At 66.5% G+C, this 12,962-nt stretch carries 14 protein-coding genes; 5 read left to right on the plus strand and 9 right to left on the minus strand.

The features are described from left to right. The first annotated feature begins 125 nt into the window (after positions 1-125). Entirely contained in the window at positions 126-788 is a 663-nt protein-coding gene (locus tag PMI15_RS23285) for an alpha/beta hydrolase (RefSeq protein WP_007874883.1), read from the plus strand. 10 nt (positions 789-798) lie between these two features. Here PMI15_RS23285 and PMI15_RS23290 read toward each other — a convergent pair whose 3' ends face one another. The 3 genes from PMI15_RS23290 to PMI15_RS24185 all read right to left on the minus strand — a co-directional run bounded on the left by PMI15_RS23290 (position 799) and on the right by PMI15_RS24185 (position 3,801). After that, the gene (locus tag PMI15_RS23290) at positions 799-2,088 is read right to left on the minus strand and encodes an MFS transporter (RefSeq protein ID WP_007874884.1); all 1,290 of its coding nucleotides are present in this window, start codon (positions 2,086-2,088) and stop codon (positions 799-801) included. Positions 2,089-2,136: 48 nt separating this feature from the next. After that, positions 2,137-2,829, minus strand: coding sequence for a GspH/FimT family pseudopilin (locus tag PMI15_RS24180; protein ID WP_007874885.1), 693 nt, complete (start codon positions 2,827-2,829; stop codon positions 2,137-2,139). Between the two features lie 207 nt (positions 2,830-3,036). After that, positions 3,037-3,801, minus strand: coding sequence for a hypothetical protein (locus tag PMI15_RS24185; protein ID WP_007874886.1), 765 nt, complete (start codon positions 3,799-3,801; stop codon positions 3,037-3,039). Between the two features lie 358 nt (positions 3,802-4,159). Here PMI15_RS24185 and gshA point away from each other — a divergent pair, with 358 nt between their 5' ends. Continuing rightward, positions 4,160-5,731 (plus strand): glutamate--cysteine ligase, encoded by a 1,572-nt coding sequence (gene gshA / locus PMI15_RS23305; RefSeq protein WP_007874888.1) that lies wholly within the window; start codon positions 4,160-4,162, stop codon positions 5,729-5,731. Positions 5,732-5,768: 37 nt separating this feature from the next. Here gshA and PMI15_RS23310 read toward each other — a convergent pair whose 3' ends face one another. Next, on the minus strand, positions 5,769-5,975 hold the full coding sequence (locus PMI15_RS23310) for an oxidoreductase-like domain-containing protein (RefSeq protein WP_007874890.1): 207 nt from the start codon (positions 5,973-5,975) through the stop codon (positions 5,769-5,771). 27 nt (positions 5,976-6,002) lie between these two features. Then, positions 6,003-6,278 (minus strand): hypothetical protein, encoded by a 276-nt coding sequence (locus PMI15_RS23315; RefSeq protein WP_007874892.1) that lies wholly within the window; start codon positions 6,276-6,278, stop codon positions 6,003-6,005. Between the two features lie 227 nt (positions 6,279-6,505). Between PMI15_RS23315 and PMI15_RS23320 the strand changes: the two genes are divergently transcribed. Continuing rightward, the gene (locus PMI15_RS23320) at positions 6,506-7,369 is read left to right on the plus strand and encodes a MipA/OmpV family protein (RefSeq protein WP_007874895.1); all 864 of its coding nucleotides are present in this window, start codon (positions 6,506-6,508) and stop codon (positions 7,367-7,369) included. Between the two features lie 139 nt (positions 7,370-7,508). Here the strand turns inward: PMI15_RS23320 and PMI15_RS23325 are convergent, their stop codons facing one another. Beyond that, positions 7,509-8,930, minus strand: coding sequence for an ATP-binding protein (locus PMI15_RS23325; protein ID WP_007874897.1), 1,422 nt, complete (start codon positions 8,928-8,930; stop codon positions 7,509-7,511). Next, entirely contained in the window at positions 8,927-9,592 is a 666-nt protein-coding gene (locus PMI15_RS23330; protein ID WP_007874898.1) for a response regulator transcription factor, read from the minus strand. The genes PMI15_RS23325 and PMI15_RS23330 overlap by 4 nt, the downstream gene beginning before the upstream one ends. A gap of 320 nt (positions 9,593-9,912) precedes the next feature. Here PMI15_RS23330 and ylqF point away from each other — a divergent pair, with 320 nt between their 5' ends. Further along, a complete protein-coding gene (gene ylqF, locus PMI15_RS23335; protein WP_036840883.1) occupies positions 9,913-10,890 on the plus strand; it encodes a ribosome biogenesis GTPase YlqF in 978 nt (325 codons plus the stop codon). 21 nt (positions 10,891-10,911) lie between these two features. On the opposite strand, the gene PMI15_RS23340 is transcribed toward ylqF, so the two are convergent. Then, positions 10,912-11,112 carry a DUF2892 domain-containing protein gene (locus tag PMI15_RS23340; protein ID WP_007874902.1) on the minus strand — a complete coding sequence of 67 codons (201 nt, stop codon included), beginning with the start codon at positions 11,110-11,112 and terminating at the stop codon, positions 10,912-10,914. 310 nt (positions 11,113-11,422) lie between these two features. Here PMI15_RS23340 and PMI15_RS23345 point away from each other — a divergent pair, with 310 nt between their 5' ends. Continuing rightward, complete coding sequence (locus PMI15_RS23345; RefSeq protein ID WP_255348967.1) at positions 11,423-11,992, plus strand: hemerythrin domain-containing protein; 570 nt, start codon at positions 11,423-11,425, stop codon at positions 11,990-11,992. Between the two features lie 185 nt (positions 11,993-12,177). Here the strand turns inward: PMI15_RS23345 and PMI15_RS23350 are convergent, their stop codons facing one another. After that, the gene (locus tag PMI15_RS23350; protein ID WP_007874906.1) at positions 12,178-12,837 is read right to left on the minus strand and encodes a GDSL-type esterase/lipase family protein; all 660 of its coding nucleotides are present in this window, start codon (positions 12,835-12,837) and stop codon (positions 12,178-12,180) included. Between the last annotated feature and the right edge of the window lie 125 nt (positions 12,838-12,962).

Here is a 12,962-nt window from a genome sequence, read left to right on the forward strand (position 1 = left end):
AGTGCGGCTGGAAACCATTGTTCGCGGGTCAGCTTAGGCTGGCCTTAAACAAAAAGAGGGCGGGCAGGCGGACGCGCCTAAAATTCCCGGCAGCTGTTACCTGAACCACCTGGATCCATTACCCCATGCCACTCGAAGTCCTTGAAGCCCAGACGGGCGACAACCCTGTCGCCACCATCCTCATCATGCACGGCCTGGGGGCGGACGGGCGCGACTTTGTGCCGATTGCCGAGCAACTCAATCTCTCCAGCGTGGGCCCTGTGCGCTTCCTGTTCCCGAGCGCGCCGTCGATTCCCGTCACCATCAACGGCGGCTACGTCATGCCCGCCTGGTACGACCTGCTGGGTGCCGACCTGGTGAGCCGGCAGGACGAGGCCGGGCTACGCAAGTCGCAGGCCGACATCGAGGCGCTGATCGCCCATGAAACATCGCGCGGCATTCCGGCCAGCCGCATCGTGGTTGCGGGCTTCTCGCAGGGTTGCGCCATGGCCTTGATGACGGGCCTGCGCCACGGCGAGCGGCTGGCCGGCATCGCGGGGCTGTCGGGTTACCTGCCGCTGGCCGACAAGACCGCGGGTGAGCGCAGCGCCGCCAACCGGGATGTGCCCATCTTCCTGGCCCACGGCACGTATGACGGCGTGGTCGTGCTGCCGCGCGCCAGCGCCACGCGCGATGCGCTCACGGCCATGGGCTACCCGGTCGAGTGGCATGAATACCCGATGGAGCACTCGGTGTGCCCGCAGGAAATCGTCGACCTCGAGAAGTGGCTGTTAAAGGTCCTGGCCTAAGGGCGGTTGCTCAGGCCGGTTGGGCCGTTCGCGCATCCCGCGCCATGCGCCGCACGCGCCACAGCAGAAAAAACGCGATGCTGAAGTTCAGCAGGTTCCAGGCCAGGCCGTTGAGAAAGGCCGCGTGGTAGGAGCCGGTCAGGTCGAACACCTTGCCTGACATCCAGCCGCCCAGCGCCATGCCCAGCAGGGACGCCATGATGACCGTGCCCACGCGCGCGCCGGCCTCGGCCGGCTCGAAGTATTCGCGCACGATGATGGCGTAGGCCGGCACGAGGCCGCCCTGGAACAGGCCGAACAGCGCGGCGATGACATAGAGCGACACCAGCCCGTCAAAAGGCAGGAACAGCAGCAGCGCGATGCCCTGCAGCACCGAGCCCAGTATCAGCGTGCGCAGCCCGCCTATGCGGTCGCAGATCGCGCCCGACACCAGGCGGCTCACCACGCCGCAGGCCAGCATCAGCGACAGCATTTCGGCGCCGCGCGCCGCGCCGTAACCCAGGTCGGTGCAGTAAGACACGATGTGCACTTGCGGCATGGCCATGGCGACGCAACAGGCGACGCTCGCCACGCAGAGCAATGTCTGCGCCGCACCCGGTGTGAGGCCGAAAGGCATGCTGCTGGTGGTGGCCGCCCGGCCGCTGTTGCCCACGGCGGAGGCCACGGCCACCGGCGGGCGCTTGCGCATCAGCAGGGCCAGCGAGGCCATGGCCACAAAACTGAAAATGCCCAGGCCCAGGTAGGTCTGCCGCCAGCCCACGCTTTCCACGAAGTGCTGCACGATGGGCGGCCAGATCGCGCCGCCCAGGTAGTTGCCGCTGGCGCACACCGCCACGGCAAAACCGCGCCGGCGCGCAAACCACAACGAGGTGTCGGCCAGCAGCGGCGCGAAGGTGGCGGCCGACCCGAGAAAGCCGATCAGCAGCCCGTGCGCCAGCGAGAACATCCCTATGTTGCCGGCCGTGGCCGCCAGCGCAAAACCCAGGCCCAGGCCCGTCGCGCCTATCAGCAACGGCACCATCACGCCGAAGCGGTCGGCCAGCCGGCCCATCATCACGCCGCCCACGCCGAAACCTATCATCAGCAAGGTATAGGGAATGGAGGCGTCGGCGCGCGTGACGCCGAACTCGGCCTGCACCGCGGGCAGCACCACCGCCACCACATACATGCCGCAGGCGCCCACGGTCATCAGGGCCAGCGTGACCATCAGCCGCATCACGGCATAGCGCGAGTCAACAAGTGCCGAGGAATCCTGGGTGTGGTTTTGCACGGAAGCGGGGGATGCGGGCGGAGGGCTCATTGGCCCCAAGCGTACACCAGCCGCCGGCGTGCTGCAGGAGCGCGCGGGCTAGGCGCATGAGGCCTCGCCCGCCTGCACGCGCACCCGGCCCACCATATTCATGCACAGGGTTCGGCTGTAGCTGCTGTTGGTGGCGAGGGAGCCGGCCGCCTGCACCAGCCAGCGGGTTTGCAGTCCCACGGCGCGGCCGTTGGCGTCAAAGCTGATGTGGTTGCGGTTGTTGACGGGCTTGCCTGCATTGTTGACCGCCAGAAAATTCCCGGCGTTCGCGAAGGCCTCCTGGACGCGCACCACCGTGTCGGTGCCGCCGTCGAAAGCGCCGTCGCTGTCCTCGTCGGTAAAGACAAACCAGCCCTCCCGCCAGCCGCCGACGGCCGCGCCGTTCCCGCTGGAGCATTTGGGCGGATTGGCCGCCGGATTGGCGCTTCGGCAGATGGTGACGGTTTTTCCGCGCCGCATGGCCTCGCCGCGGGCATAGCGGGCGTCCAGCACAAAGGCGTTGACGGTCGAGGAAACGCGGGTGCTCGCGACCAGCCCCAGGAAGGAGGGAATCGCAAAGCCCGCAACAATCGCGATGATGGCCAGGGCCACCAGCAGTTCAACCAGTGTGATTCCGCGCGGCCGCGGGCGGGCTGACAGACGGCGTGCGCCGGCCGGTGGGGTGTTTTGCAAGAGGGGGTTGTCGAGGCGCTTGGGCCTGGTCGCGGCAGGGGCGGCCGCGGCCTGGTGCTGCAAATTCATGGCGGCTGATCCGGATGTTTTGGGGGAACATCTGGACCGTACTGGAGGCCGCCGCGCCCGGACGGCTCAATTGTCCGCTGCCGGACTTTGATTGGCGGAAATCGTGCGCGATGTCATTTCGCGCGAAGCGGGAGCAGTGTCGCGCGGACGCCGCGGGGATGCGGCGGTCGTGTTTTTATCAGGAGCGGCCTGGCCGGCCCGTCGGCCTTACAGCGGCGAAGGCTGGGTGGCTTCGTAGCCGACCGGACCGATGGCGCCATCGTTCTTGATACCCAGTTCCTGGTCGCGAATGCGGAACAGGCGCTCCAGGTCCTTCATGGCATCGCCGTCGGGGGCCGCGGCGGCGGCCGCGACCGGCGCGGCTTGTTCCGCTTGCGGCGGCTGCGGCACCTGGGCTTGGGCCAGCGATGCGAGTATGGGCGCGGCGGCGGCGGCCGCGGCGGCCGCACTCATAGGCGCGCCTGCCGCAGCGGCGGGCGGGATCAGGGGCTGGCCGGTGCGGGGCGGCGCCACGCGGGGAGCCGGCTTGGCGGCAACCGGGTCAGCCCAGTAGGACTTGTCGGGCATGCTGCGGTAGGGGCAGGTGTCCGCGATGTCCAGCTGCCAAGAAATTCCGTGCAGCCAATGGGTAGCCTGGGGTTCAAAGCGGGTGATCTCGACCATGAGCGCGTTCTGGAAGGCATAGGCGTAGTCCATCAGGCGCTCGTCCCATTCCCGTACGACCAGGCGCACATACATGCCCTGGCCCTTGCTGCGGCTGTTGACCAGCAGCATCTGGCAGTCGATCCAGCGCGGCGGTATGCCGTACTTGCGCAGCGCATCGCGCAGCAGCACCTGCACCAGCTGGCGGCGCGTGGCGTTGTCCGAGCCGTCCTCAATGGTCAGCGGGTTGTCCCGGCTCGAGGCGGACGTGTGTTTGGCTGTATTCCCATGGCGCGGCCCGCCAAACAGCGAATTTATCAATTTTTTCATTTTGGTGCGCACTCATCGCAGTTTCAGCTCAATTCCTCCCCTGAAAAATCAATGATTTTTGGAGGTTTATGATCTGAAACACAGGTGTTACTGAATGTTTTTTATCGTCGTCCAGCTTGACCGACAAGTCAAGGAAGTTTCAACAGCCAGGCCTGGCCGCGTCGCTCGCTTTCCACATTCAAATGGCTAAAGTGTGTATTTGTGCCGTAAACGTGTGTGCCTGTCCGAAATCCGGCCGGCTTGCCGGCCGGGTGGCCAGACCCCACCCGGCCTGTGCTGGCAAGCCCGCCCGCACCAGCGTAAAGCGGCGGGCTGTGATAACTTCCAGCCAGTTTCAAGAACCTGGGGGAATGACGATATGACCAAGTTGCAGGCGCCCGCGGGCGCGCTACAGGGCCGCCTGAAAGCGCTGACCCCGGACCGGCTCAAGGGCATGCGCCGCGGCATCGAGAAGGAAAGCCTGCGCGCCCAGCCCGGCGGCGGCCTGGCCTTGACGCCGCATCCCGCCGCCCTCGGGTCGGCCCTCACGCACCCCACCATCACCACCGATTTCAGCGAGTCGCAGGTGGAGCTGGTCACGGGCGCGCACAAAAGCCCCGAAGCCGCGTTGCAGGAACTCACGCGGCTGCACCAGTTCACCTACAGCACCATGAAGGCGCTGGGCGACGAAATGCTGTGGGTCTCCAGCATGCCCTGCGGCCTGCCGACCGACGAAACCATTCCCATCGCGCGTTTCGGCTCGTCCAATGTCGGGCGGGCCAAAAGCGTTTACCGCATGGGCCTGTCGCACCGCTACGGCCGGCGCATGCAGACGATCTCGGGCATCCACTACAACTGGTCGCTGCCCGATGTGAGCAGCGAGCAGTACTTCGCGCTGATCCGCAACTTCCGCCGCCAGGCGTTTTTGCTGCTCTACCTGTTCGGCGCCTCGCCCGCCGTGTGTTCGAGTTTTGTCGAGGGCCGCCAGCACGAGCTGCAGACCCTGAGCGGCAGCACCATGTACATGCCCCACGGCACCTCGCTGCGCATGGGGCGCCTGGGCTACCAGAGCGATGCGCAGGCCTCGCTGGCCGTGAGCTACAACAGCCTGGACGGCTACGGCGCCTCGCTGCAGGACGCGCTGACCCGGCCTTACCCGGCCTACGAGGCGGTTGGCATCCGCAACCCCGGCGGCGACTACAACCAGCTGGCCACCACGCTGCTGCAGATCGAAAACGAGTTCTACGGCACGATACGCCCCAAGCGCGTCATTTACCCCGGCGAGCGCCCGCTGCATGCGCTGCGCGAGCGCGGCGTCGAGTACATCGAGGTACGCCTGATGGACCTGGACCCTTTCGAGCCGGTCGGCATCAATGCGCAGACCATGCGCTTTCTCGACGTGTTTTTGCTGCACTGCCTGCTCAGCGACAGCCCCAGGGACACGCCGCAGGAAATCGCCGAGCTCAAGCACAACCAGCACCAGACGGCGGCACGCGGCCGCGAGCCCGGCCTCAAGCTCAAGCGCGGCGGGCAGGAAGTCCTGTTGACGGGCTGGGGCGCCGAGGTGCTGGCGCAATGCGCGCCCATCGCCGCCGCGCTGGACGCCGCGCACGGCGGCACGCAGTACAGCGATACGCTGACGGCCGCCAGCGCCGCCTTGCTCGACCCGTCCACCTTGCCTTCGGCCCGTGTGCTGGCGGCCATGGCCGGCGAGCACGGCAACTCTTTCATCAGCTTCGCGCGCGCGCAGTCCCAGAAAACCCAGGCCCTGCTGCAGGCGCTGCCCCTGGGCGCGGACGAACTCGCGCACTTCGCCGCGCTGACCGAGGAGTCCATCCAGGCGCAAAAGAAAATCGAAGCCTCGGACACCATGCCCTTCGAGATTTACCGCCAGCAATATGTGTCGGCCGAGCGCCTGGGCATGCCGGGCCGCGAGGCCGTGGCGATCTGATGCCTTGGGCGCAGCCCGGGGACTGAGTGCCTTGCGTTCAGTCCGCGAGCTTTAACAGCGCCTCCTCGCGCCAGTAGTCCACGGCCTCATACCAGCCTTCCCACACGCAACCATTGCAGCCGCGGCCGCAGCAGCTGTCGGGCTCGGAAGGTGGCTGCCGCAGCGTGACGCCGGCCTCGGCCGCGCGTTGCTGCAAAGACGCAAACATCGCCAGCGCGGCGTCGCGGTCGGTGTTGTCCGGCATCGGCCCGGGGGATTGTCAGGCCTTGGATCAGGCCTTGACGGGCGCTGCCATCCGCCGGCGCAGATACAGGCCCACAAAGGCACAGCCCAGCACCAGCGCGAACCAGCCCACCAGCGAGGATTTGGCGACGATGCCCTGCATGCCCGGCGAGGTGATGAAGTAGGGCGAGACCAGCACGCCCAAACCTATCAGCGTGCAGAGAATGCCTTTGATCAGCACCTCGTTGTTGGCCTTGAGGTCGGCGGCGGCCTGGCGGCGGGCGGGAACCACGGGTTTCTGTTCAGGGGCGGCGGGTAAGGGCATGGGGGACTCGGTAGGTGGGGTTGCGGGGCGGCGTGCTTGCGGCCCTGGTGCGCGTTGCTGCGTCCCGATTGGCCCGCAGCCGCGATACCCCGATTGTCCTCCATCGCGCCCGGGCGCGCGCGGACGGTGGGCACCCCCACCCTTAATGATTTCTTAATACCGCTAAGAAGTCCTTAAATTCGCATCGGCATCATCCGCTTCAGCTTAACCACCTGGAGAACCTGAAGATGACATCCCGCCCATCGCGTCCTGCCGCCAAACCTGCTATGGCCCGCGCCAAAACCGGCGCGAAGCCGGCGGCCGCCCGCCCAGGCGCAACAGCGGCCAAGGCCTCGTTGCCGCTCTTTTCGCTGTTCCTGTTCGCGGCCCTCGCGCAGCAACCGGCCGCCGCCCAGCCCAAGCCCGCGCAGGCCGAGGGCGAGTCCTCCTGGGGGCTGGGCCTGGGTGTCGGCATGGAGCGCAAACCCTACCGCGACTTTGACAACAAGACCAGGCTGCTCCCGCTGCTCAGCTATGAGAACCAATGGATCAGCGTCGCCGGCCTTGGCCTCGATGTGAAGCTGCCCTCGGCCGGCCCGGTGTCTTTCCGCCTGCGTGCGCGTTACTCGATGGACGGCTACGATGCCTCGGACTCGCCTTTCCTGGCTGGCATGGATGAGCGCAAGGACGGCATCTGGCTGGGCGGCGCCGCCATCTGGCGCAACGACATCGCCAACCTCTCGGCCGAACTGCTGGGCGACGCCTCGGGCAACAGCAAGGGCAGCAAGTTCAGGCTGATGGTGGACCGCCGCTTCCAGGCCGGCAGCTTCGACATCACCCCGCGCCTGGCCGCCACCCGGCTCGACGACAAATACGTCTCTTACTACTACGGCGTGAACGCCGCCGAGGTGCGCGCCGGCCGGCCCTTCTACCAGGGCGGCTCGGCCGTCAACCTGGAGGCCGGGCTGCGTGTGGGTTATGCGCTGGCGCCGCGCCAGACGATATTCCTGGACCTGAGCACCACCAAACTGGGCTCCAGCATCAAGGACAGCCCGCTGGTCGACCGCTCCAGCCAGAGCGGCGTGCGTGTCGGGTATCTGTATCGCTTCTAGGCGCGGGGCCATACCGGGCCGCGACCCGCGCCTCAAATTCGGCGGTCCTCACACAAAGGAGTTACCAGACATGCGAGCCGACATCCTCCACCTCATGAAAACCATGAAGAAAGCCGCCTGGCGCGGCTGGATACATTGCTTAAGCTGGCTGCGCAGGCATCGCGCCTACCCCGGTTGAGCCGGCTGCCCCGGCCGGCAGCGGAAACAGCACCCGCACGCTAAAGCCCCTGCCATCCAGGCCGGTCCCGGTCTCGATGGCGGCCTCGTGCAGCTGCGCGATGCCGGCCACCAGCGACAGGCCTATGCCGCTGCCGCGTCCGCCGTTGCCCGCGACGCGGTGGAAACGGCGAAAGATCGCTTCATGCTCGGCCTCGGGCACGCCCGGGCCGTCGTCGGCCACCTCCAGGCAGACCCGTTCCTGGCCGGCATCGCTGCGGTAGCCGCAGCTGAGCTTCACGCGCCCGCCCTCGGCGGTGTAGCGCAGCGCGTTGTCCAGCAGGTTGCGCAGCAGGATGCCGATCTCGTCGACGTCGCATTCAATCGGGCAGGGCGTGAGCGCCAGGATGATGGCGCGGCGCTGCTGCTGCGCCTGCATGTCGAACTCCTGGCTCACATGCAGGATCAGCTCGCTGAGGTCGGCCAGGCTTTTTTGCGGCCCGTGCACGCCCGCGTCCATGCGCGCCAGGTCCAGCAACTGGTCCGACAGGCGCGTGCTGCGTTCGGCCACGGCCAGCAGCTTGACCAGGGCGGCGTCCTTGTCGGCCGCGGTCGCGGCGCGCAAGGCGACCTGGGCCTGCGCCTGCAGCGCCGACAGGGGCGTGCGCAGCTCATGGGCCGCGTCGCCGATAAAGCGGCGCTCGCCCTGCATGGCCTGGTCCAGCTGGTCCAGCAGGTGGTTGAAGGACTCGACCAGCGGCCGGATCTCGGTGGGCAGTTGCGCCACCGGCAGCGGCGTGAGGTCAAACTTGCGGCGGCTACGCACGGCCGCCTCCAGCGCGGTCAGCGGGCGCAGCGACTTGCCCACCGCGAACCACGTCAGCAGGCCCGCCACCGTCAGCAGCAAGGTCGTCAGGCCCATCATCGCAAAAATCTTGTGGCGGATTTCCTGGTCGATCACGCTGTGGCGCACGGCCACCTGCACGCTGACCTCGCCGGTGCTGTCGGACACCGAGAAGATGCGCCAGCGCTCGCCGCTGACGGAGGCGCTGGTAAAGCCGTCGTTGAAGGAGGGCAGCAGCGGGACGCGCGGCGAATCCGGTGCCCGCACGATCAGTTCCTTGCGGTTCGTCCAGACCTGAAAGGTCAGGTTGACGTCGCGCGGCATGTTCTCGTTGCGCAATTGCAAGCCGTGACTGAAGGAGGGTTTGAGCTTCGCGCCGCTGGGAATGGCCATCAGGATCTTGGTGCCTATGGCCTGCAGCTTGCTGTCCCAGTGGCTGCTCTGGCCGCGCAAGGTGTAGGTCAGCAGCACGCTGAGCGCGGCGGCCCAGCACAGCGTGATGGCCAGGCCCAGCACCAGCAGCACGCGCCCCTTGAGCGACTTGACGGGACACAGCGTCACGGCTTGGCCTCGCCGATCATGTAACCCTGGCCGTGCACCGTGGTGATCAGGTGCTCGCCCAGCTTGCGGCGCAGCTGGTGAATGAAGACCGCGATGGTGTTGCTCTCGATGGCCGTGGTGTTGCCGTAGACCACGTCTTCCAGGTGGTCGCGCGTGACTACATGGCCGGGGCGCTCCAGCAGCGCCAGCAGCGTGCGGTATTCATGCGCGCTCAGGGCCACGCGCACGCCGGCGCGTGTGACGGCGCGTTTGCTGCGGTCCAGGCTGATGTCGCCATAGGTGTGCACCGGCACCACCTTGCCCTGGCTGCGGCGCATCACCGCGCGCACCCGCGCCCAGAGCTCGTCGACCTGGAAGGGTTTCACGAGGTAGTCGTCGGCGCCCGCGTCCAGCCCCTGGATGCGCTCGCTGAGCTGGCCGCGCGCCGTCAGGATCAGCACCGGCGTCACGTCGTAGCGCCCGCGCAGGGCCCGCAGCACCGTCAGTCCCGAGTCGCCCGGCAGGCCCAGGTCCAGCAGTACGGCCTCGTAGACATGGTCGACCAGCGCCAGCCGGGCGGACTGGGCGTCGCCGACATGGTCCACCGTCCAGGCGATCTGGCGCGCGGCATCGCACACCGCTTCGGCCAGCATCGTGTCGTCTTCTACCAGCAGCAGGTGCACGAAAAAATCCTCTATCGGGGTTCGCTTGGGAGTGGGGTGGGGCCGTGGGCGGCCATGCACCGATCGTGCCGGGGCCCGATTAATCACTTATTAACAAGATGCACCCCCGTCCAGTCTCACTGCGTGTAGCCTGTTCCCCCCTTGCAGGGGGCGGCGCCTGCGGTCTGGCCAAGCCAGTCCCGCGGCCCCCACTGATTGTGCCTCGCTGACCGCCCCATACCCGGTCTGGCGCCGGACTGCCCGCAGCGGCGACAATTGGGGAGTCGCAGGGGCCCGGAGGCCCCTGGCCCTGAACCCGCAAGCAAGAAAGAAAACTCCCGATGGCCATTCAGTGGTTTCCCGGTCACATGCACCTGACCAAAAAAGCCATTCAAGAGCGCATCAAGGAAATTGATGTGGTCATTGAGCTGCTGGACGCGCGCCTGCCCGGCTCCAGCGCCAATCCCATGCTGGCCGAACTCACCAGCGGCAAGCCCGCGCTCAAGGTGCTCAACAAGCGCGACCTTGCCGACCCCGCGCGCACCCCGCTGTGGCTGGAGCATTACAACAGCCTGCCCAACACCCGCGCCATCGAGCTGGATGCCAGCGAAACCACGCCCGCGCGCCGCCTCATCGACGCCTGCCACGCGCTGGCGCCCACGCGCGGCAGCATGGTCAAGCCCATGCGCGTGCTGATCTGCGGCATTCCCAACGTCGGCAAGTCCACGCTGATCAACACCCTCACCGGCAAGCGCGCCACCAAGACCGGCGACGAGGCCGGCATCACCAAGGTTGAGCAGCGCCTGGTGCTGGCCGACGGGTTCTATTTGTGGGACACGCCCGGCATGCTGTGGCCGCGTATCATCGTCGCCAAAAGCGGCTACAACCTGGCCGCCAGCGGCGCCATAGGCCGCAATGCCTTCGACGAGGAAGAGGTCGGGCTGGAGCTGCTCGACTACCTGATCAAGCACTACCCCGGCCTGCTGGAGGCGCGCTACAAGGTCGAGGTGGCGCCCGGCATCACCGACGAGCAACTGCTCGAGGCGATAGGCCGCAAGCGCGGCGCGGTGCTGGCCAAGGGCCGCGTCAACCTGCAAAAAGCCGCCGAGATCGTGATCCATGAATTCCGCGCCGCCACCCTGGGCCGCATCACGCTGGAGACGCCCGCCGAATTCGCCGAATGGCTGGCCGCCGGCCGCTTGCTGGATGCCGAGCGGCAGGTCAAAAAAGACAGGATAGAGACCAACCGGCTCATCAAATTCAAGAAAATCCCGCGACCGGACAAATCCCGCCAGTCCGGCGAAAGTGGCGAATCCTGAAATCGTCCTCGGCGCGCGGGTCTATTTGAGGCCGGTTTCGCAGGTCCGTATGCCCAGCAGCGTGTAAGCCGGGCACCAGCCCAGCAGGCCCGTCAGCAGGGGAACCAGCCCCAGCAGCGCCCACCAGCGGTAGGCGGGTTCCGCCACAAAATACAGGCTCAGGATGGCGAGCCCCGCCACGATGCGCACCGCGCGGTCGATGGTGCCGGCATTTTTGTTCATGATGACGTCCTTTTGAAAAATGGTTTTAGTGCAGCACCAGTGGCCTCGAAGGTGGTTCACCCTTGCCGCGGCAACCTTCGCAATGAAGCGGTTTCAGTCTAGGGATGCGGCCGCCGGACGGCTTGACGTATGTCAAGACCTTGCCTGAAATGGACGGGCCGCAGGCCGCTGTCCTTTTTCGGGTTTTCATGCAGGCCGATCCGTTGCGCTTGATCTTGATCAAGGCCGGTGGCGGCGCTTGCTGGCATTCTTGGCTGCAGTACCGACCACCTTACCGCCACCGGAGGCCGCCATCCATAAACATGCCAGCGTGCAAATCATCCTCGATGAGCACGCATCCCTTTCCGCCATGCTGCGCTCCATGCTGATGATGGTGGCGCGCGGCCCGGGCGACCATGCGCAGAAGTTTTTTGACGTGCTGCGGGCGATGCTGTTTTACATCGACGAATTCCCCGAGCGTTTGCACCACCCCAAAGAGTCGGACCTGCTGTTCCCGCGCGTGGTGCGCCTGGCGCCGGCGGTCATGTCCACCGTGGAGCGGCTGGAGCGCGACCACATGAACGGCGAGAAGGCCGTGCGTGAGTTGCAGCACCTGCTGCTGGCCTGGGAACTGCTGGGCGAGCCGCGCAAACCCGCTTTCGAACTGCACTGCAAACAGTATGTGGATTTCTACCTGGAGCACATGCGGCTGGAAGAGTCGGTCATCCTGCCGGCGGCGGAAAAAGTATTGGGCGAGGCCGACTGGAAGGAGCTGGACGCGGCCTTTTTGCAAAACCGCGACCCGCTCGCCGGCCGGCATGTGAGCGACCCGGTGTACGACCGCCTCTTCTCGCGCATCGTGAGGGAGGCACCCGCTCCCATAGGGCTGGGCGACGCCTGAGGCCGTCCGGCACACGCAAGCCTATTCCGGGCGCTCGCGGACGCGACATCTGTACCGGTTAAATGTTCGATTGCCCTACAGCAGCGGTTCAGCGAAGCAGTTCCGAGAGCCGCTTGCCCGACCCTGGGATGGCACTTCGGCCACCGCAAGAGCGCGCAAGCCGGAGCAAGACCCGGCCACGATCCTCAGGCCAAAAACTTCATCTCCCTCAACCACGCCGCCAAGCGTTCGGCAAAAACCTTATACCCCTGCGCATTCGCATGGATCTGGTCCGACCGCAGTTCGCTGCGCGACAGCACATAGGACCAGCCACCGCTGTATAGCGGCGTGCCGGTTTCCTTCGCCACTTCGGCGTACACCTCATGGTCGCTCAGCGAGTTCGTGGCGGCTGCGATGAACACCGGCTTGGGCTGGGCGATCAACACCACCTGGGCGCCGGCCGCCGCCGTCTGCACCAGGCTTTTGAGCGCGGCGCGTGTGCGGTCCAGCGGCAGGCCGCGTAAAAAATCGTTGCCGCCTATGGATATCAACACCAGGCCGGGCGCGTTCTCCTGCAGCAAGCCGGGCAGGCGTGCCAGCGCGCCCTCGGCGGTGTCGCCGTTGACGCCCGCGTTTTTGGTCACGTAGCCGGTCAGCTGTTCGAGCTGCTGCGGGTAGCCGGTGCCCACCGCGGCGCCGTAGCCAAAGGTCAAGGAATCGCCCAGGCACAGCAGCACGGCTTCCTTGGGCAGCGTCTTGCCTTGCGGTTTGGCTTTTTTGGAGCAGCCCGTCGCCAGCACGAGGGCCGAGGCCATGCCGGCCAGCAGCAGCCGGCGTTGGAGCAGGGGAGGAGGAGAGGTGAGCATGGCTTGTTTCCTGGTGCGGCAGTCGTCAGCGGATTTTGCCAGCGCTTGACCTGCATCAAGCGTGCACATGCCCAGGCCTTTTAAAGTCCGGGGTTTTCCCAACGCGGCGTTGCGCCGGCCCATCT

This window comes from Polaromonas sp. CF318 (genome assembly GCF_000282655.1).
GTDB lineage: Bacteria > Pseudomonadota > Gammaproteobacteria > Burkholderiales > Burkholderiaceae_C > Polaromonas.